The 21032-nt window shown below is 64.5% G+C and carries 15 protein-coding genes; 5 read left to right on the plus strand and 10 right to left on the minus strand.

The genetic code is table 11. The features are described 5' to 3' along the window. Positions 1–11: 11 nt before the first annotated feature. The 7 genes from ACIGGF_RS16420 to ACIGGF_RS16450 form a co-directional block, all read right to left on the minus strand. Positions 12–1313 carry a DUF2786 domain-containing protein gene (locus ACIGGF_RS16420; protein WP_397522302.1) on the minus strand — a complete coding sequence of 434 codons (1302 nt, stop codon included), beginning with the start codon at positions 1311–1313 and terminating at the stop codon, positions 12–14. A 90-nt stretch (positions 1314–1403) separates the two neighbouring features. Then, a complete protein-coding gene (locus ACIGGF_RS16425; protein ID WP_397522303.1) occupies positions 1404–2213 on the minus strand; it encodes a hypothetical protein in 810 nt (269 codons plus the stop codon). A gap of 186 nt (positions 2214–2399) precedes the next feature. Next, the gene (locus tag ACIGGF_RS16430) at positions 2400–3998 is read right to left on the minus strand and encodes an FAD-dependent oxidoreductase (protein WP_397522304.1); all 1599 of its coding nucleotides are present in this window, start codon (positions 3996–3998) and stop codon (positions 2400–2402) included. 60 nt (positions 3999–4058) lie between these two features. Further along, on the minus strand, positions 4059–5078 hold the full coding sequence (locus ACIGGF_RS16435; protein WP_397522305.1) for a diiron oxygenase: 1020 nt from the start codon (positions 5076–5078) through the stop codon (positions 4059–4061). A gap of 92 nt (positions 5079–5170) precedes the next feature. Continuing rightward, positions 5171–6475: a T3SS (YopN, CesT) and YbjN peptide-binding chaperone 1 gene (locus ACIGGF_RS16440; protein WP_397522306.1), complete on the minus strand. Its 1305-nt coding sequence runs from the start codon at positions 6473–6475 to the stop codon at positions 5171–5173. Between the two features lie 97 nt (positions 6476–6572). Next, complete coding sequence (locus ACIGGF_RS16445; protein ID WP_397522307.1) at positions 6573–7733, minus strand: hypothetical protein; 1161 nt, start codon at positions 7731–7733, stop codon at positions 6573–6575. A gap of 48 nt (positions 7734–7781) precedes the next feature. Next, entirely contained in the window at positions 7782–8456 is a 675-nt protein-coding gene (locus ACIGGF_RS16450) for an NrtR DNA-binding winged helix domain-containing protein (protein WP_397522308.1), read from the minus strand. 62 nt (positions 8457–8518) lie between these two features. On the opposite strand from ACIGGF_RS16450, the gene ACIGGF_RS16455 reads away from it, so the two are divergent. Then, positions 8519–9445 carry an ADP-ribosylglycohydrolase family protein gene (locus ACIGGF_RS16455; protein WP_397522309.1) on the plus strand — a complete coding sequence of 309 codons (927 nt, stop codon included), beginning with the start codon at positions 8519–8521 and terminating at the stop codon, positions 9443–9445. Continuing rightward, on the plus strand, positions 9442–9951 hold the full coding sequence (locus ACIGGF_RS16460) for an O-acetyl-ADP-ribose deacetylase (protein WP_397522310.1): 510 nt from the start codon (positions 9442–9444) through the stop codon (positions 9949–9951). Before ACIGGF_RS16455 ends, ACIGGF_RS16460 begins: the two co-directional genes overlap by 4 nt. A gap of 3 nt (positions 9952–9954) precedes the next feature. On the opposite strand, the gene ACIGGF_RS16465 is transcribed toward ACIGGF_RS16460, so the two are convergent. Further along, the gene (locus ACIGGF_RS16465) at positions 9955–10305 is read right to left on the minus strand and encodes a VOC family protein (RefSeq protein ID WP_397522311.1); all 351 of its coding nucleotides are present in this window, start codon (positions 10303–10305) and stop codon (positions 9955–9957) included. A gap of 147 nt (positions 10306–10452) precedes the next feature. On the opposite strand from ACIGGF_RS16465, the gene recC reads away from it, so the two are divergent. Genes recC through recD form a run of 3 tightly spaced genes read left to right on the plus strand, consistent with a single transcriptional unit; the run spans position 10453 to position 18919 of the window. After that, on the plus strand, positions 10453–13734 hold the full coding sequence (recC, locus tag ACIGGF_RS16470; RefSeq protein ID WP_397522312.1) for an exodeoxyribonuclease V subunit gamma: 3282 nt from the start codon (positions 10453–10455) through the stop codon (positions 13732–13734). Then, positions 13731–17060: a UvrD-helicase domain-containing protein gene (locus tag ACIGGF_RS16475; protein ID WP_397522313.1), complete on the plus strand. Its 3330-nt coding sequence runs from the start codon at positions 13731–13733 to the stop codon at positions 17058–17060. The genes recC and ACIGGF_RS16475 overlap by 4 nt, the downstream gene beginning before the upstream one ends. After that, on the plus strand, positions 17057–18919 hold the full coding sequence (gene recD / locus ACIGGF_RS16480; protein ID WP_397522314.1) for an exodeoxyribonuclease V subunit alpha: 1863 nt from the start codon (positions 17057–17059) through the stop codon (positions 18917–18919). The genes ACIGGF_RS16475 and recD overlap by 4 nt, the downstream gene beginning before the upstream one ends. A gap of 6 nt (positions 18920–18925) precedes the next feature. Here recD and ACIGGF_RS16485 read toward each other — a convergent pair whose 3' ends face one another. Further along, the gene (locus tag ACIGGF_RS16485; RefSeq protein ID WP_397522315.1) at positions 18926–19738 is read right to left on the minus strand and encodes a TY-Chap domain-containing protein; all 813 of its coding nucleotides are present in this window, start codon (positions 19736–19738) and stop codon (positions 18926–18928) included. 80 nt (positions 19739–19818) lie between these two features. Further along, positions 19819–21024, minus strand: coding sequence for a sulfite reductase subunit alpha (locus tag ACIGGF_RS16490; RefSeq protein ID WP_397522316.1), 1206 nt, complete (start codon positions 21022–21024; stop codon positions 19819–19821). Positions 21025–21032 lie beyond the last annotated feature (8 nt).

Consider the following 21032-nt stretch of genomic DNA (forward strand, 5'->3'; position numbering starts at 1 on the left):
GTAGCGCGCGCTCACGAGGCCAGATCGGATTTGTCGATACGTTCGCGGCCACCGGTCAGGTCGGCGCGTTCGGCGGCGGCCCGGCCCGCAAGCCACCCCTGAGCATTGTCGCTACCGAACCTGATCGTCTTCGTCGACGGATAGCGGGCAGCGTAGACGCGGTCCACGGCATCGGATCGCTGCGCCATGATCGGCACCAGAGCCGATCCGTGTTCTTGCGTTGCCGCCGCAGTGGCGCGCTTGCGTGCGTCCTGCAATCGTTCACCGACTCGGTGGGCGTACGCGATCAGGAATGCGTGACGGAAGCTGCGGGTGCGCGAGTTCGCCGACTCACCGACCTCCTCGAGTGCGCGTGCCGATTGAACCAGCAACGAGGTGTACAGGAGTTCGCACAGGTCGAGGTCGACGGGCAGACCGATCACGGTGGCCAGCAAGTACTTCTTCTTCCACACTGTTCTGGCACCGTTCGCCTGACACACGCTGTGTAGCAGAAGCAGTTTGGCTTTCGAGTACGGATTGCTCACCATGATGCGACGACTGACGACATCATCGGTCAAGCTGCGAGAGTTCTCCGCATCGAGAAGCGCGCTGTCGATCGCATACCGCGTCATCAGGTCCTGGGCCTTGGCCGAGAATGCCTCGGCTTCGGCGGGGAACTGCGTCGACTCGGCCTTGGCCAGCAGCCCTCGAATCCTCCCGAGCATCTTGGAGTCCGCCGCCTTTCGCGGACCGGTAGGCGTCGTGCGTGATGTCCATCGAGTCGGAGAGGGCAGCAGTGTCTCGATGGGCAACAACCATGTTGCGCAACCGAGTACGAGAAGGAGGGTGTACCACGATTGCGTCGATGAACGTCGGTTGTACGAACGCCACCGCCGAAGACGGTCGGCAGAGGTTCCTCCTGCACACTCCACGTTCAGCTCGGACAATTGGTCTCGCCAGGAATCCGGAGCAAGGCTGTCCGCAGAAGTGCGCACCGCGTGGGCGCCGATAGCCTCGATCATCACCACCGCACCGTCCGCTCCGGCGCTCTGACGCGTGACGTGTACCAGTTCTGCCGGCTGCCAACCGTTCTCGAATGCCGTGTCGACAGCGTCGTCGAGTACTTTTGCCGCGCGATCGTGCACCGAATGCACGCGGCCGGTGCCGTCCACGGCGGACAGGCGTTCCGCGATCAGCTGGGTCATGTCCTTCGCCGACGACCCCAACTGGGCGAAACCGATCCCGCTGTCCAGCAATTCGTTCGGATCAGCGCTGTCTTTCGAGGTGGTTGCGCGCGAATACTTGAAAAAACTGTCCAGATCGATACGACTCATCGTCGTCCCCTCCACGTCCCCCGGTGTGGTCCCCGAACTTTTCGGTGAATCGCAGACTAGGGGAGGGGTACGACAAACTATTCGAACGTGTCAGCGAGGACTGAGCATCTGAAGCAGTTCTTCGACCGACGGCAGGCCGGGAATCACGGGAAGGTTCGGAACAGGGGCGGGCGCGGGCGGTGCCGTCAACTCGAGGTCGCCGAGCGTGGCCAAGACATCGTCGGTATTGGAGCGGCTCGGTCCGTAAGTATTGGATGCAACGACGAAATCAGCGCCGATCGACGCCGACGCGACCACGCTCGATCGGTCGTCGGCCCATCCCCACTTGCTACCGATCACGCCAGGCAACAGCGAGGTTCCCCAGTTCTGGGCAAACCCGTCCCGTGCCACGGGAGCGGCCGTGGCCATCCAGGCCAGAATCGGGCTGGCGGGATCGGTTCGCTTCTTCGCGGCCAAGAACCGCACGGTGTCGGCTGTGCTGGTGGACGAATTGCCCCAGAAGCCACCACGTGACGTCGACGTGAGTCCGAACTCCGCTGCAGTTGCACCAATTGCCTGAGGATATTTCCTGTCGAGTTCGGAGGCGGCCCCGTCGTCGCTGACCTGGACCATCCGTGCGGACAGGTCGCGGTCACGCGCAGAACCGTCGCCGAAGCGAACGATGTAATCGGCCATGTAGAGCTTGACCGTGGACAGTCCCGGACGGGGGGAATTGTCCTCGGCACTGCCTACGTATGTGCCTGTAGGTACGTGCTCGTACGAGATCGAGGTCCGGGATGGAACATCGGCCAGGTCAGCGGGTGTCGGCAGAGCCTGGGCGGGAGCCGCGCACGTCAAGGCCAGCGCAATACCGACAATTGGGACAGCGGCTCTCAGTGCGTTGCGACGTAGGCCCGGCATCTCGGTCTCCTCGAGGTGTAGGCCCGCCGCTGTTCGGTGGCCGATGGGTGAAGCTACCCCGATGGTAGACGGTTCAACCTCGCGCCGCCTTCTCGAGTTCTGAGGCCCTCGTCACCTGGATGAATGTGGCTTGGTTGCGGTCGGAGCGACTGGAAGGCGCATTGATCCCAACAAGAGGGCGACCAGTCAGGACCGGCGCAGCGTCGACAGCATTTCTCGCGATCGTCGTAACGGCCCTCGATTCGACGCGGCCGGCCAAGCGTCGGGCAACTTCAGCGGATCCGTGAGGTGACCGGCATTGAAGTCGGCGACCAGATGCCCGACGGTTTCCTGGGCGCACGACTTGTTGGTGCCGATGAATCCCGAGGGCCCGCGCTTGATCCAGCCGGTGACGTAGCTGCCGATCGAGGTCTGCCCACCGGGTTCCTGCAATACCCGGCCGCCGGTGTTGGGAATGATGCCGGCGAGATCGTCGAATGGAACCCCGGGCAGCGCGACACCGCGGTATCCGATGGAGGTGAGGACGAGGCCGGCGTCGATCGAGTCCATGTCACCTGTCGGGGTACTGCGCACTACGTCGTCGCCGTCCGCGGACAGGCCCATTCGCTCGAACTCGACGCCCGTCACCCGATCAGTGCCGAGGATTCGCGTCGGGGAGAGAAGGTACCGCAGTGTTATTCGTTTGCGGCCGTCGCGGTGCTCAGGTGACTCGTCGACGTGGCGGAGGAGTTGAAGCTTCTGAGCCACAGCGTGAGGTAGGTCGTCGGTAGCGGCGAGACGGGCAGTCACCGGGTCGAGTGCGAGTTCGCTGCTGTCGATGGCCAGGTCGATGTCCGGGACGGTGAGCAAGCCGGCGAACTCGGGGACGGTGAATGCAGACTGGGCCACGCCTCGGCGGCCGACCACGACAACCTCACGAATGGAGCTGCGCCGCAGGGCATCCAAGGCATGGGGGGCGATGTCGGTCTGGGCGAGCTCTTCCGGGTCCATGGTCAGGATGCGTGCGACATCGAGTGCCACGTTGCCGTTGCCGATGATGACGGCGCGCTCGTGCGATAGATCGAACATGCGGTGCGCGTGATCGGGGTGGCCGTTGTACCAGGCGACGAAGTCGGTTGCCGAACTGCGGCCCGGCAATTCGGCACCGGGGATACGAAGTTCACGGTCCGACGATGCGCCGACTGCGTAGATCACTGCGTGGTGGGTGTCCATCAAATCGTCATGGGTGATGTCCTTGCCGACCTCCATACCCAAGTGATAGGTGAATCCCTTTTGCGCGGAGATGGTCTCGAACAAGCGCGATACTTGACGCGTCTTCTGGTGGTCGGGCGCGACGCCGAGGCGAGCGAGGCCGTGTGGTTGCGGAAGTCTGTCGTAGACGTCGACTTGCACGCCCGGCTGCGTCAGCAGTTCGTCTGCCGCATACATGGCCGACGGGCCGGATCCTACGATCGCGACTCTGAGCGGCTGACGATCCCGCGAGACCGAGGCGGCCGGCGTGACCGGTGCCAGAATCGGCCGCGGTGGACGTTCCTGCTTGTAGAAATCAGCATTGATCGTCAGGAACGGCAGCTGCGCCTCGGTCAACTTCGCTTGCGGCACAATGGCATCGACCGGGCACGCCGAGACGCACGCACCGCAGTCGACGCACGACTGCGGATCGATGTGCAGCATCTCCGCCGTCAGGAAGTCCGGCTCGTCGGGGGTGGGGTGGATGCAGTTGACGGGGCACGCGAAGACGCACGACGCGTCGCTGCAACATGACTGGGTGACGACGTGGGGCATGAGGGTTCCTGACGGCGGGCGCTGCTGTACGGATAACTGGCGCGTGGGGTGTCGAGAGGGTTATGCGGCGAACTGACTCGAACTGCGATCGGGCTCGCTGCGGAAGCGTGACGCCTTGCCGTCGATTCCGCACAGTTTCCACATCAACTTGGCGGCGCGATTCATCATGCCGGTGTCGGTGGCCAACATGCGGACATCGCCGAAGTAATCCTGCAGGGCGTGCTGAGATTCCGGCGTGCCCCAGAAGAGGTCCTTCTTGACCTGCTTGGGGATGTCGAACTTGGTCCAGAACTTCTTCGGCGGAATGACGATCACGTCGCACAGAATGCGCATCGTGATCGGGAACGCGAGTGAAAGCAGGAACCGCCCGGCCTTGGACATCTTGGGGACTCGACGACGCAGCAATTGGTGCGCGAAAGAGATGTGGCGCGCTTCCTCGGCAACGTGGATAGCCATGACGCTCTGCATGATCGGGTGGATCTCGTCGCCGGATCGCAACACCGACTTCTGAATGTGGTCGATCGGTTCTTCGCCGGCGAGAACACCGACGAAGAACAGTTCGGGGAGCAATGTGGCGAACAGCGGGATGAACGGCGAGAGCATTTTCATCGGCCGACTCATGCCGGGGGCATCCGAATCGACCCGGTTGACCATCTCCTGGAACATCAGGGTGTGGTTGCACTCTTCGATGGATTCATGGGTGCAGTAGCGCGCCTCGGCCGAGCCGTTGGGCAGCGAGAACACGTACTGCATCATGCCGCGGATCAGGATGTTCTCGAACTGCAGACCGACCTTGGCTACGTTGGCCTGACGCCACATGCCGATTTCGATTTGCCGATCGAGCGGCAGTGCGCGGTACCAGTCGTGGCCGCCGATGGGGTCGGTCTTGGCCGGAAGCACCCAGCGGGGGTCGTTCGCGGGTACCGCGAACTTCTCGGACTTCCAGTCGATGTCGACGTAGGGATCGAAGTGCTTGTGCACCGAACCCTCGGACAGCAGGGTGAGGGTCTCGATGTACTGCTTGTCGTCCGCAGAGTCGGTGTCTACCGAAACGGACGTATTACCTGTCGTCAGTGTCATGGCTTCTCCAAACGTTGCGCGAACATGGGGTTAATGTAACCCGGGTTAACACAAAAGGGAAGCGCGTCGGTGAGGCCTTCTCGGTGAGCGTCCTATTGTTCGTCCGAACGCTCGTCGGATACCTCGGCCACTTCGTCGGTCTCGAACAGCTGCAGTTGGATCGCCGAGGGATCCACAACCTGCGTCACCTGCTCAGGAGTACTGCGCAGTACTTCGCGCAGGGCAGCCACGGCACGGGCCCAGTTGGCCGCTTCCCGATCCGCCTCATCGACGTCGCAGTGCTCGTCGCCCAGATCCGCCGCGACCGCCATCCCGCGCCACGACGCCTCCTGCTCGGCGCTGATTCGCAGGTAGGAGACCGCGACATCGCGATCGGACGAGCAACACTCGAGAACGGCCTGGAGATCGAGGGGATTGTCTTCCGACTCGGCCAGCAGGTCGACCAGTTCGAGTAGGCCGTCGGGAAAGTCGTCCGCGTCGACCGGGGGCGGCGTCGGCTCCCCGAGCGCACCACCGAAATCCTCGGCGAACTTGTCGTCGACCTGCTCCCATACGTGACTGAGCATGCGCACCGCCCACAGCAGGTGATCGGCGACGAAGGGTGACCCACTGACTCGAACCTGAGCGACGATGCAGTCCTGAACCAAGTGCAGCATCACATCGGGCAATTGCAGGTTGAGGTCGACCAGAAGTTCTGCCGCGCGAGTGCGGCCGGACACGGCATGAACCAACGTGGAATTGATTTCGACCACCGGTTCGGTGGGTTTGACCGAGACGTACGCGGTGCCGCCCACGAACCGCAACGGAATGTCGCCGTCCGGGTCGTGATCCGGCGGGAACCCGAACCACGGCTCGAGAGCGCGATCGACCAGTTGTTGGAGATGCTCTCTGCCCTTGGGTTGCACGCACAGTGGAACCACGGTGATATCGGGCTCGGTAGCCGTGAGGTCGAAACTCGGAACGTCGTAACGACCCGTGGCGCGGGAGCTCAGGAACGACGGATGCGGCAGGCCCCAGATGTCCCGGAACACCGTGACGGTCTTCTTCGCCAGATCATCGGACCACGACCGATTGCGATCCACGTGCGGTGCCGTCGGCTCGGAATCGACGGACACGCGAAAACCCAATGCACTCAAAGCTTCTCGCTGCTCGCCGGTGATGGCACGGCTGCTGTGCAGGTGTTCGTTCGCGGGAATCTCGCAGCGAACCATATCGAAATCCCAGGCATAGAACTGCACGCACGCGGCGGTGTCGGGAACGCCGTCGGTGGTGTCGTACCGCGACTCGATCACCAGCGCGTCGCCGTCGTGCATCGCGTTGACGTAGTCACCGAGCGCGCGCTGGAATTGCATCCAGGCGGCATCGACGTCGAAGTCGAACTCGAGTGAATCGCTCATGTCGGCTCCTTACCCAGATTGCGCTCTCGTGATGCGCACTCGATCACGCTAGCGGCGACCACCGACAGGGTCTCGGCGCTCGCGGGGGCGATCACGACTACGCCGGGTCCTCGGCCGAGTCGTGCAGTGAGGCGTCCTTCGGCAGCTCGTCGATCGCACCGAAGGGCAGCGCCTCGGCCACGCCGTCCAGCACGGCCGGGCGCAGTGCGTGCGGCACGGCCAACACTTCCTCGATCCTGACAAGGATGCCCTGTTCGATCAGCGATCGGACGCGATGATCGATCAACTGTGCCGTCCGCAAATCCTCGCCTTCGAGATCGGAGTAATCCTCGCCCTGGTTGTCGATCGGTAGTTCGTCGGTCATGGCGGCAAGCAGTGTTTGCACGGCGAACGTGTTGGCCAGCGACCGCGACACGTCGGGGTCGTCGGCGTCTCCGGACAGCTGCACGCGCACGTGCTCGGCGACCAACTCGTGCACGGTTTCTGCGCTCCGACCCGCCAGGGAATGTGCGTTGTCGCCCGGCTTCGCGGTGTCGCCGTCGATGCGAATCAATCCCGTCGCGATGGCCGTCGACCAGTAATCGATCGCAGCAATACCGTCACCGGACTCGGTAGCGTCGAATGGACTCGACCCTGCTGCGCCGAGCAGATGTGCATCGCTGGACACAGCGAGGCCGTCGGCGACCCGCGCGACGATGTCGTCCAACGCCGGCAACAGGGGCAACGACGAGATTGCCGACAGTTCTTGGGCCAGTGACACGTCGGGCAGGTCGATGTCGTCGGCGTCGAGCATGTCGGGCTCGTCACCTTGGAGGAAGTCCGACAGGTCCTCCATGCAGTGCGCGAAATCCTCGGGAGTGCCGTCCCACAGGTCGGTCTCGTCGAGAAAGGTCAGGTACTGCAGTGACGTGAGCACCAGATTGACCGCGGTATCCTCGGCCGTCTCCGACTCCTCCTGCAGGATGCGTTCCGCGGCGTCCACCAGCAGGTGCGCATCGGCAGGCTGCCATGCGCTGGGCGAGAAGCCGGGACGGGCTCCGGCGAGCTGGGTGAGCGTCGAGGAGACGAGCCGAGAGATGGCCTCCGATTGTTCCGACATCTCGCTCTCGTCCAGCCACTCGACGAACCCGTCGACCAGATCGGCGATGCGTTCTCTGTCGGTTCCGGTCGGAGCCGGTCGGGACTGCTGACGCCGTTGCCGGGCCTTGGTCTTCTCTGCACGTTTCTGTCCGCGGTTGGCAGGCCGCTTCGATCCCATGGACCCGAGCTTATCTGCTGGGATGTCCGGTTTCGCCGGTCCATGCCCTCAGCCGAGCAGGAACGTCGCAGCGGACGGCGGGAGCGTCCGGTTCGGCCGACGCCGATACAGCTCGGCGGGACGTCCGCCGCCCGCAGTCGTCGTCGTGCCCGTCCCCTCCAGTGAGGCCAGGACATGGCGGCGGAACGTGTCCTTCGGCAGCCGCCGATCGAACACGATCTCGTAGAGCTCCCGCAGTTCGAGGAGAGTGAACTCCTCGGCGATCAGCAGCGCGGGATCTACCTCGCGTGCGTAGCGTTCACGTAGTTCGAGCACGGCCTCGGTCACCATCTCGGCATGGTCGAAGGCGAGCGGCGACGACGGTCTGCCATTGTCTATCGTTGCGAATTCGGTTGTCGCCATCAGCGATCGGGCCGAAACGGCAGCGCTGTGGGCCATCGACAGAACCCATCCACGGTCGTCCCGATGCGGGGCGTCGAACATTCTCAGCTGGTGAAATTCGAGATCGACGATGCCTGCTTTGGTGCGTAACGCGCGGTCTGCAGCGTCGGCGAGCTTTTCCTCGGGTCGCAGAAACGTGCCCGGAAGCGCTGGGCCTCGTTCCGTGGGCACCACCACGACGTGCAATCGATTTTCGAGCACGGTCAAAACCGCCACATCGACTGCCACGGAGGGGCGGGGGTAGTCGGTCAACGCGTTGCCATCTCGGTCTCGCCATGTCATGCCTTGCATCTTAGCGCGAATGTGATCTATGGTTAGCGCAACAACGATCTAAGGGGTTTGGCATGCAGTTGACGGATGTGCAGCGCGATCGAGCGAAGGGCGTGCTCCTCGGAACGGCAGTGGGCGACGCCTTGGGCGCGGGATACGAGTTCGGGTATCCCTCTGCCGACACGGCGATCGACATGATCGGCGGCGGCCAATTTCACTGGGCTCCGGGGGAATGGACCGACGACACCTCGATGGCGCTGTGTGTCGCTCGGGCATTGGAAACCGGCGGAGACGTCGACGAGATCGCCGAGAATTTTCGCGGTTGGTTCGCGCAGAACCCTCCCGACGTGGGAAACCAAACCCGCGCCGTGCTGTCGCAGCTCACACGCGATGGCGCGGACATGACCGCGGCGGCGGCCTCGTTGCCGGGACGCACCGGTGGCAACGGATCGCTCATGCGTACCGCGCCCGTCGCGCTGGCCTACCTAGGCGATGCGGCCGGTTGTACAGCGGCGGCCGCGCGGATCAGCGACCTCACACATGCCGATCCACGCGCCCGTGAGGCGTGCCAGTTGTGGAGTCACGCTATTCGATACGCAGTTCGCCGCGGTACCTACGACGGCGTCACCGAGTTCCTCGACGAGGCGACGCGCGAGGTGCGGGACTACTGGCAGCCGCTGATTCGTCAGGCAGAGGTGGGCGAGCCTGCCGACTTCCCCAACAATGGCTGGGTGGTGCATGCGCTGCAGACCGCGTGGTGGGCAATCCATCGCAGTGTCGACGCAGAACGGCCCCTGCCGGCCGCTCTCGAAAGATGCGTACGGGCGGGCGGTGACACCGACACCACAGCGGCCATTGCCGGCGGACTTCTCGGAGCGCGCTGGGGAGCATCGGCGGTGCCGAGTGAGTGGCGCGACGTCGTTCACGGCTACCCCGGTGTCCGTGCCGACGACCTCGATCGAATTACCTCGAACATCATTGCACGAGAGGAGCTCTCATGACCGTCATCGACATCGTTCAGGGTGACATCACGGATGTGACCGCCGGCGCGATCGTCAACGCCGCCAACACGCGACTACTCGGCGGCGGCGGCGTGGACGGTGCTATCCACCGAGCGGGTGGGCCGACCATCCTGGCGGAATGCAAGGCACTGCGGGCAACCACCTTGCCGTACGGCCTCACAGTAGGCGCGGCCGTCGCAACCACCGCAGGCCGGCTACGTGCCGACTATGTCATCCACACCGTCGGTCCGCGATACTCCCGGCACGAGGACAGGTCCGAACTGCTGCGGTCGTGCTACGCCCGCAGTCTTGCTCTCGCAGCGTCGATGAATCTGACGTCCATCGCGTTTCCTCTGATCTCCGGCGGATCATTCGGATGGCCGATGCACGACGCAGTCACTCAACAGGTGCTGGCGGTGAAAGCTGCGCGGCCGTCCGTCGACCTCGTCATGCTGGTGGCGTACTCCCACGAGAGCGCGAACCTGACGCGGCGGTTGGTGGGTTGACGGTCAGTAGTGCTCTCGAAAGCCGCCGATTGCCGTAATGGAATTGCCATCGGGATCGGTGACCGTCGAAAGTCTGACCCCCTTGTTCGCTTCGACGATGTTGCCGAAGACGATGCCGCGTGAACGAGCGTCGTCGACGAACGACTCCAGATCGTCGACGGCAACGTTGAACTGCGACGACCCTGCTCGATCGGGATCGACTGTCACCTGCACCCATGCAGTGAGGGCGACCTGCCACTCCACCAGGCTCGGCATCGGATTGTTGTCTGCAGGCCGATCGAACAGCCGCTCGTACCAGTCGGAGGCCGAGTCGATCTCGCGCACCGCCACCACTGCCATTACATGGGTGAACATTCCATTCTCCTTCTTGTCGACACGGGTTCGCGAATACTGACCGGGATCAGCGTCCGGATTCATCGCGCAGAACTTGTCGGAGGCTCGAGTAGGGTCGTCATCAGTCCGAGATCGGGCACCGATACGAGCAGGCAGGGGACCGCAACGGTGTTGACGCTCCACCGCGCGGAACGCGCCGGGACACTCGCGGCGGCACTCGCAGACATTCTTTCCGAGCCGCTGGACGATCCATTCGTTCCCGAGATCGTGTCGGTGCCCGCCAAGGGCGTCGAGCGGTGGCTGACGCAACGACTGTCGAGCACGCTCGGCGGTACCGATGGCGACGGAATCGCCGCGAACATCGAATTTCCGAGTCCGGCGAGGTTGGTTTCGCACGCCATCGGTGCGGTCGACGGCATCGATCCGGACGACGATCCCTGGGCGACGGGACGGGTGCTCTGGACGGCGCTGAACGTCATCGACGAGTGCCGCACCGAACCGTGGGCCGCTGTGCTGGACGAACACCTGGGTGCCAGGATCGAGGATCACCGTGCGGGACGTCGTTGGTCCACGGCGTCGCACGTGGCAGAACTGTTCCGCGCCTACGGGTCTCAACGCCCCCAGATGCTGCGAGACTGGTTCGCCGGTCGATTCTCCGACGGGCTCGGCGGCGACCTGGACGACGATCTGCTGTGGCAACCACGAGTGTGGAATCTGATGCGGGAGCGGATCGGCAGTCCGAGCCCCGCCGAGCGGCTGCCCGAGACGTGCGCTCGCTTGCGGGATGCGCCGGAATCGGTGGAGCTACCGAACCGATTGTCGGTGTTCGGTCCCACCCGGTTGACGACCGACCAGCTCGAAGTACTCGGGGCGCTCTCCGAGCATCGCGAGGTACACATCTGGGTGCCGCATCCCAGTCCGGCTATGTGGAGCGCCCTCGAGGACATTCCTTCTGTGACGCGTCGACGAGACGACGCGTCCGCCCTGTCCGTCGAGCATCCGCTGTTGGCCAGTCTCTCGCGAGACGTGCGAGAACTGCAGGCCATCGCCGGATCGGTCGCAACGCGGTCCGTCCACCACTGGGGTCCCGAGAGTGCGAACAGTCTGCTCGGCCGAATCCAATCGGACATCGCCGCCGACGTTTTGCCCACCCCCGCCCGCGACACCGACGGACCGACGACGTCTGCTGACGGCACGGTGCAGATTCATTCCTGTCACGGACCCGCCCGGCAGGTCGAGGTTCTGCGTGAGTCGCTGCTGCATCTTTTTGCCGACGACCCGACGCTCGAACCCCGGGACGTCTTGGTGATGTGCCCGGATGTCGAGACCTATGCCCCGTTGATTCGGGCGAATTTCGGGCAGGCGGCGCTGGTGCATCCGGGTCATCGACTGCGGGTGCGACTCGCCGATCGAGGGTTGCGCCGCACCAACCCCGTACTCGACGTCATTGCCACCGTTCTCGAATTCTCCGAGGGCCGAGTGACGGCGAGTGAGCTCCTCGACTTCGCCGCGAGCGGCCCGGTTCGCGAGAAGTTCGCCTTCGACGACGACGAACTCGAACGGCTACGTGAATGGGTGACTGCCTCCGGTGCTCGTTGGGGCCTGACGGTACGACAGCGAGAAGCATTCGGCTTGAACGGTTTTCGTCAGAACACCTTCAAGGCCGCTCTCGACCGTATCCTCCTGGGCGTTGCCGCAGACGAGACTCGCAACGAATATCTCGACCTCGCCCTGCCTCTCGACGATGTGGACAGCAACGACATCACACTCGCCGGCCGCTTCGCCGAACTGGTCGATCGTCTCGCGTCGGTACTGCGCGCTCTTGCCGGACCGGCGTCGGTGACCGACTGGACGCGTCAACTGGGCCGCGCCCTCGACCTGCTCGCCGACGTACCGATCGCCGATGAATGGCAACTGGCACAAGCACATCGAGAGATCGCCGACGCCACCGAACACGGCGGCACGGCCGAGCTACGTCTCGCGGACGTGCGCGCCATGCTGGCCGGTAGGTTGGCCGGCCGGCCCACTCGAGCGAATTTCCGGACCGGCGAACTGACCGTCTGCACCATGGTTCCGATGCGATCGGTACCGCACCGAGTGGTGGTGCTCCTCGGACTCGACGACGAGGTGTTCCCGCGAGTCGGCAGTATCGACGGCGACGACATTCTCGCTCGTGACCCTGCCCTCGGGGAACGAGACACGCGCAGCGAGGATCGGCAGTTGCTGCTCGACGCGGTGATGTCCGCCGAAGAAAAGCTGTTGCTGTTCTACACCGGAGCCGACCCCGTGGACGGCTCGGTCAAGCCGCCGGCAATCCCGCTGCGGGAACTGATGGACGTACTCGACGTCACCGCGGGCGGAAGCGTCGAACGTCGGCATCCGCTGCAGCCGTTCGATCCCCACAACTTCGAAGTCGAGCGGCCGTTCAGCTTCGACACCGTCGCTTTGGCTGGAGCAGTGTCGCAGCAACGGCCCCCGCGCCCGGTGCCCCCCTTTCTTCCGGACGCGCTACCGCCGGCAGACCGAGGGGATGTGGAACTGGCCGAACTGATCGCGTTCGTGGAGAACCCCGTTCAGGCATTTCTACGGCAGCGGTTGGGCTTTCGCGTTCCCGAGCTCGAAGACGACCTCGCCGACAGTTTGGACATCGAGCTGGATCCGTTGTCTCGGTGGAACATCGGTGATCGGATGCTTGCCGCGGTGCTGGCAGGCGGAGCAATCGGTGAATTCGCCGACGCCGAGTGGAGACGCGGCACGCTGCCGCCGTTTCATCAGGGCCGCCGCGAGATGTCCGACATCAGGCAGATCGTCGGCATCATCGCCGACGCCGCCGCGCCGTTCCACGCCGGCCCGGCCGAGACCACCGACGTCGCGGTCGATCTCGGTGGCGGACGCCGCCTGACGGGTACGGTCACAGGATTCCACGGCCGCGTTCTGGCACGTTCCTCCTATTCACGTCTGGCCCCCAAACATCGATTGGCCGCCTGGGTGCGGTTGCTGGCCGTGGCCGCATCCGAGCCGGGGGAGTGGAGCGCCGTGACCATCGGACGCGCGAGCGGCATTCGCCCGCCTCGTCGATCTCGACTGACGTCGCCGCACGATCCCACTGCCACCCTCCGTGAGCTGGTGGATCTCCGTGATCGTGGATTGGCGTCGCCGCTACCGATATCGACCGGTACTGCAGCGGCGTACGCGGAGAAGCGGTTCGGCGGCGGGTCCGTCGATGACGGCTACGACTCCGCCACCTGGGCGTGGCGAGGCGACTTCGGTGACGGGACCGATCGATCGCTGCGGTACGTGTACGGCCCGGCTGTGTCTTTCCAGACGCTGCTGTCCGCGCCACCACTTGCCGACGAGACCTCACCGTCGAACGAGACGAGCCGCTTCGGAATTCTGGCTCGCACGCTCTGGGATCCGCTGCTGACGGCCGAGAACATGGGGAATGCATGACTGTCACTCACGGATTCGATCTTCTCGGTCCGATGCCTACCGGAACCACCGTGCTCCAAGCCAGCGCCGGTACCGGCAAGACATATGCGATCGTCGGATTGGCCGCGCGTTACATCGCCGAGGGCATCGCCGAGATCTCGGACCTGCTTCTGGTCACGTTCAGCCGGGCCGCGACCCAGGAACTTCGCGATCGCACCCGCAGCAGGTTCGCCTCGATCGCTGGGCACCTCGTCGACCCGGCGGCCGCGCGTGCAGCAGCAGATCCGTTGGTGGCGTTTCTGGCCTCGGCCGACGACGAAGAGGTAGACCGCCGCCGAAAGAGATTGCGGAAAGCGTTGTCGGACTTCGATGCCGGTACGATCGTCACCACCCACAGCTTCTGTCAGCGCATGCTCGACGGGCTCGGCATCGCGGGCGAGCGCGAACCCGAATCGACATTCGTGGAATCGGTGTCCGATCTGCTCGAGCAGGTCGTGGACGATTTGTACCTCCAGATGTTCAGCGGAGACGACGAGGCACCGGCATTCAGCAGGCGGGATGCTCAGCAGTTGGCGTCGGCGGCCGTGGGTGACCCACAGTCGATTCTGTATCCCGACACCGACGACCTCGACGGTGACAACCGCGAGTCCGCTCTACGCGTACGGTTCGCCCGGGAAGCGCGCCGGGAGGTCGAACGTCGCAAACGCCTGCTCGGTGTGCGTGACTACAACGATCTTCTGGGACTACTGCATTCGGTGTTGTCCGACCCGGTGCACGGCGAGGCCGCCTGCGTGCGAGTGCGAGACCGCTTCCGCGTCGTATTGATCGACGAGTTCCAAGACACCGATCCGATGCAATGGGACATTCTGCGGAGGGCTTTTCACGGTTGGACGACGCTCATCCTGGTCGGTGATCCGAAACAGGCGATCTATGCGTTCCGCGGAGCCGAAGTGCTCAGCTACCTCGACGCGGTGGAATCTGCGGACCATCTGTCCGAGCTGACCGCCAACTGGCGAAGCGATTCCGGACTGCTCGACGCGCTGGATCATCTGTATGGCGGCGCAGCACTCGGACACGACGACATCGTGGTTCACCGCGTCGAAGCGCGTAATCCACCGTCGCGGATGGTCGGACACCCCCCGCTGCGGCTGCGCTATCTCCCTCGAACCGGCGCAGGTCCACTGCGGCAGGGGTTTCCGGCCGTCGATCGACTTCGTTCCAAGGTCGCGGCCGATGTTGCGGCAGACATCGTCGAGCTGCTGTCGGGCAACGCCACCATCGACCGACCGGACGGCCCCCGTGTCATCGAACCGCGGGACGTCGCCGTGCTGACCCGAACCACCAAGCAGGTGGGGCTGATCAGAGACGCACTCGACGCAGTGGGCGTTCCGTCGGTGGTGTCGAGCAGCACCAGTGTGTTCGGCACCGAGAGTGCCCGGCACTGGTTGTGGCTGCTCCAGGCAATCGAGCAACCGCACCGCACCGACCGCGTTCGTCTTGCTGCCCTGACACCGTTGCTCGGGTGGACTGCCGTTCAGCTCGACTCTGGAGCCGAGGACGCCCTGTCCCAGGTCAGCAGTCGACTGCGTGAGTATTCGATGCTCTTCGACGAGGCCGGCTTCGCCGCGGTGTTCGAGCGGGTGTCGGCCCAATCCGGACTCGATGCCCGGCTGCTTGCGGTCGAAGCAGGCGAACGGACCATGACCGATCTGCGGCACATCGCCCAATTGCTCAATCGTGCAGCGGTATCGGAGTCGTTCGGAATCACCGCACTCACTCGTTGGTTGACCGACCGCATCAAGGAGCCGGCAGCCGGTGGGGCGAGCGACCGCAGCCGACGACTCGACAGTGATTCCGCCGCAGTGCAGATCATGACGACACACAGCAGCAAGGGCCTGGAATTCCCCATCGTCTACCTGCCGTACGCCTGGGACGCTATGTATTTCAGCAAGCCGTCGACACTGTTGCTGCACGAGAACGGCGATCGAATTCGGGACGTCGGCGGCCCGTCCGGGGTCGGCTACGCGGCCAGAAAGATGATCAACGATCAGGAGGAAGCGGGCGAGGACTTGCGGCTGCTGTACGTCGGCCTCACCCGAGCCGAGAGCCAGATGGTGCTGTGGTGGGCACCGGGCCGCAACACCACGACGTCCTCACTGCATCGCATGCTGTTCGGGCGTATTCCCGGGATTCCCCAGCCGGAGCCATCGTACAAGGTGCTCGACGATGCGACCACCGAGAACCGGCTCCAATCCTGGGTCGGTTCCGCCGCCGACATCATCTCCATCGAACCGGTGGGCCCCGGTGCACCGTCCACGCGGCCATGGATTCGGCCCGACGAACCTCTCGTCGACGTTGCCGCCGCGAGATTCGATCGAACTCTCGATCTGCTGTGGCGTCGAACGTCTTACTCCGCGTTGACCGCTCACGCCTACGACGCGGCACCGGCTCAACCGGAGGTAGGGGTGACGAGCGAAGCCGAGCATCCCGAGAAGACCGACGAGCCGGCCGAACCCCCTTCCAGCAGTGACTACCCCGAGGATCCGCGGTTGGAGGGCATCGCGTCCCCGATGAACGGTATGCCGGCGGGGGCCGCATTCGGAACGCTCGTGCACGAGGCGCTCGAACACGTCGACACCTCGGCACCCGACTTGCTCGCCGAACTCGAGCTTCGCTGCAGCGCGGCGGTCGCGTCGCGCATGGCCGAGGTCGATCCGACAGAGTTGGCCGCAGCCCTTCTGCCGGTGATGCACACGCCGCTGGGATTCGGGACTCTTGCCGACATCGCGCCCTCCGACCATCTGGCAGAGCTGGACTTCGAGCTTCCTCTGGCCGGCGGCGACGATCCGGTGGCAGCGACGGTCACCCTGAAAGCTGTTGCGCAGCTGATGCGTCGGCACCTCGAGGTGGACGATCCGCTTGCTTCCTATCCTGATCTGCTTGCCGGTATAGAGGGAACACCGCTGCGCGGCTTCCTCACCGGAAGCATCGACTCGGTTCTACGAGTGCCCGGATCGCGCTACGTCGTGGTGGATTACAAGACCAACAGGCTCGCCCGAGGCGACCTGACGACAGGCAACTTCACCCGCGAGAAGATGGCTCAGGAGATGATGCGCTCGCACTATCCCCTGCAGGCCATCCTGTATGCCGTTGCGCTGCACAGGTATCTGCGGTGGCGTCAACCGGGATACGACCCGCAGAAACACCTCGGCGGGATTCGATACCTGTTCGTGCGAGGCATGGTGGGGCCACAGACTCCGGCCGGCTGCGGCGTATTCGACTGGAACCCGTCCGCAGCGCTGGTGGTCGAGCTGTCGGATCTGCTCGCCGGAAAGGTGACGCGATGACCAGCGTGACGACCGCATTGCGCGGGGACGGCCTTCTGCGAACGTTCAACGATGCCGGTGTGCTCACGGCTGCCGACGTGCACGTTGCATTGCGTCTGGGTGCGCTGGCCGGGGAGTCCTCGCAGCAGGTGCTGCTGGCCGCTGCGTTGACGGTGCGCGCTGTGCGTTCGGGGTCGGTGTGCCTGGATTTGCGACGGCTGCGTGATGTGACGGTCGACGAGGATTCCGAGGTGGACCCGGCCGCGCTACCGTGGCCGGATCTCACAGAGGTCCTCGGTGCGCTGAGGGTCAGTCCGCTGGTCGTCGGTAGCTCGAACGGGCCGTTGACGCCGCTGAAACTCGTCGACACCGATGACGGCGAACTGCTGTATCTGGACCGATATCACCTGCAGGAGAGCCTGGTTCGTGACACGCTCGAGCAGCGGTCGCAGTCCCATCCAGCCGCTCACGCCGCCGGAATCGGGGCCGCTCTTGCCGAACTGTTCGTCGACGAATCGGGTGTACCCACTGTTGCCCCCGATCGACAGCGGATAGCCGCGGCCCTGGCGGCAACGCACTGGACCACAGTGATCGCAGGTGGACCGGGAACCGGCAAAACCCATACGGTGGCTCGAATTCTGGCGCTGCTCGTCCGTGAACACGGAAGCGATCTGCGCATCGGCTTGGCCGCGCCCACCGGCAAAGCCGCCGCCCGACTGCAGGAATCGGTATCCGAACAAGCGGCGCTCCTCGGACTGCCTGCAGACCTGAAGGCCATGACACTGCACCGACTTCTCGGCTGGAAGCCCGGGAGTAAGACGAGGTTCCGGCACGACTCCGAGAATCGCCTGCCCTACGACGTGATCGTCGTGGACGAAACCTCGATGGTGTCGTTGACGATGATGTGTCGACTGCTCGAAGCGGTTCGCCCCGAATCACGTTTGATCCTCGTCGGTGACCCGGACCAGTTGACGTCCGTGGATGCAGGTGCGGTGCTGGCGGACCTCGTGGCGCGGCCTGTCACCGGCAGCGAGAACCCGGTGTTGACGCAACTCGTCGACGAGGATTTCACCGCCGCCGAGGACCCGGAGGAGTCCGCCCTGAGTCCGTTCGAGCGAGACCGGCTGCGCGGCGGCGTCGTTCGGCTCAGCCGAGGCCGACGGTTCGGCGGGGCCATCGCCCGGCTGGCCGTAGCCGTGCGAGACGGGCGGGGCGACGACGTGATGGCGCTGCTCGAGTCCGGCGCAGAACAGATTTCTTTCCACGGGCCCGAGGATGTGGATGCGTTGCGGTCCGACGTGATCCATACCGCAGCCGAGGTCACCGCCGCCGCAGCTGCGGGGGATGCCACCGGTGCACTACTCGGTCTGGAGAAGCATCGCCTGCTGTGCGCGCACCGTGAAGGTCGATGGGGCGTCGCGCGGTGGGATCGCCAGGCGATGGAGTGGGTGGGAGAGAGCAGTGGAACGTTTTTCGATCCAGCACTGTGGTACCCCGGTCAGCCGTTGTTGGTGACGGCGAACGATCACGAAGCGCGAATCTACAACGGCGACACAGGCGTTGTGGTGTCGGGAGACGACGGGACCCCGATGGCAGCGTTCGCACGAGGGCGTGGCCATGTGCTGATTCACCCGAACGTGCTCTCGTCGGTTCACACGGTGTACGCGATGACGATCCACCGCAGCCAGGGCAGTCAATACGACACCGTCTCGGTGCTTCTCCCTGCCGAGGCTTCGACCTTGCTGACCCGAGAGTTGCTGTACACGGCCATCACTCGCGCACGTAACCATGTGCGGGTGATCGGCACCGAGGATGCCATTCGCGCGGGCGTCGAGCGACAGGTGTTGCGGGCGAGCGGTCTGCGTCGAAAGATTCGGTAGCGTAGCTCAGCTGCACGCGTGCCGGGTCGCATGCAGTGCGGCATCGATGCTGCGTACGACCGAAAGCCACGTCCGGGCCAGATTCGACCACACCGCCGCCGAATCGTCCCGACCTGACCCGACGGAGCGACGGGCCCGGCCGGCCGCCGAGCGGTGCAGGGTCACGGCACGAGCCTTCAGATCGTCCAGATCACTGTCGATACACACGGATGTGACGGTGTGGGCGTCGACACGGCGACCGACCAACTGGCACAGGGCCTGCAGCGAGCGCAGCTCGGCAGGGACGTTGGGAGGCGTCTCCGAGGAGTCTTCGGTCGCGGTGGATTGGGGGAGCAGTCCCCGCTGCAGGTCCACCGGACCGGATGACAGCCCGTCGGCTGCGACGCCCCAGGCGCTGAGGAACGAGGGGTGGGGCACGTTCCAGATCTCGCGGAAGGCGGACGTGATCAGCTCGGCAACGAGCGCCGCATCGGTTCGCACGTCGGTTCGAGTGAGATCGATGATCGATCCGTCGGCGACCGGCTTACCGAGATTCAGCCAACCGAATTCTGCCAATCGAACATCCATCACCGCCGTGTCCGGAGCGTGCGGGTACAGCAGCGACGGAACGGCAGCAACGCTGACCAGCACTCCGGTGTCGGTCGATGCCACATCGATGTACGGCCGCAAGCCGCGCTCGCCGGGACTGGCTTGAGCAGCCGTGACCGTGATGTAGTCCTGACTCGGCAGCGACCGGAGGCACGCGTGCAGATTGCTGGTGAACGTGGCCCACGCGAGCGCGGTGGTGGAGTCGAAATGGCCGTTCTGCAGTGCGTTCACGGTGCGAACCCTCTTCTCGGACGAGAACTGATGCCTGTGGGTTCAGACGGTAGCGAGGGGGTCCGACAAGAACGCGAGCGTCAGTACACGTCCCGCAGGTATCGCTTGGATTGCTTGAGTTCGTTGACGTAGTCCTCGGCGGCATCGGGGGAGCGGTCGCCGTGCTCGGCGACGATCTCGTGCAGTGCCTCGTCGACGCCTTTGGACATCCGCGCCGCGTCACCGCAGACATAGAAGTGCGCGCCTGCCTCGAGCCAGCCGTACAGCTGCTTGCCTGCCTCGAGCATGCGGTGCTGAACGTAGATCTTCTCGTGCTGATCGCGGGAGAACGCCAGATCGAGTCGAGTGAGCAGACCGTTGCGCTCGAAATCGACGAGCTCGTCCTCGTAGAGAAAGTCGCTCGACCGATGCTGATCCCCGAAGAACAGCCAGTTGTCTCCGGTGGCCCCACGCGCGCGCCGCTCGTGCAGGAATGCTCGAAACGGTGCCACTCCGGTTCCCGGCCCGATCATGATGATCGGGGTGTCGTCGGCAGGCAGACGGAAGGACTTGTTGGGCGACAGGAACACACCTGCCTCGTGGCCGTTGCCGATTCGATCGGCGAGGTACGTCGAGCAGACACCGCCGCGGTCGCGCTCGGCCGACCGATATCGGACGGTGGACACCGTCAGATGGACGGTGCCTTCGTGGGCGATCGGCGACGACGAGATCGAGTAGACGCGATGTTGCAGCGGACGCAGTAAACCGAGAAATTCGGCGGGGTCGAGTGCGCGAGTTCGATCGAGATCGAGGACATCGACCACGTCGCGACCCCACGTCCAGGCATCGAACGACGCTCGGTCGCCGTTCTGCAGGATGTGATCGAGTTCGGCGTCGCCCGCGCGTTCGGCCACGGACTCGATCAGATCCATCGACGGGATTCCGATCTCGTATTCCGTCGTCAGTGCCTGCGCTAGCGTGATCTCACCGGACTTGGTGTGCACGGCTGTGTCCGCCGGGACTCCGAGACGGTCGACGACGGCCGAGACCAATGCCGCGTCGTTGACGGGTCTGACGGCGAAACCATCCCCGGCTTGGTAGGCGATCCCGCTGTCACCGAGCGCGATCTCGACGTGCCGCACTTCCTTGGCCGACGTGGGACCGGACAGGCGCTGGTTACTCAGAAGCTGTGCGCGATAGGGGTTCTTTCGATTCCACGGTGACCGCTTGGGTGCGGTCCTGGTGGTGCCGAGATCGCCGGTTGCAGCGTCGATGTCCTGTACCTGCCTTGCACTTGCCGTCGTCACTGTCCGTG

The organism is Rhodococcus sp. NPDC078407 (assembly GCF_044542515.1).
GTDB lineage: Bacteria > Actinomycetota > Actinomycetes > Mycobacteriales > Mycobacteriaceae > Rhodococcoides.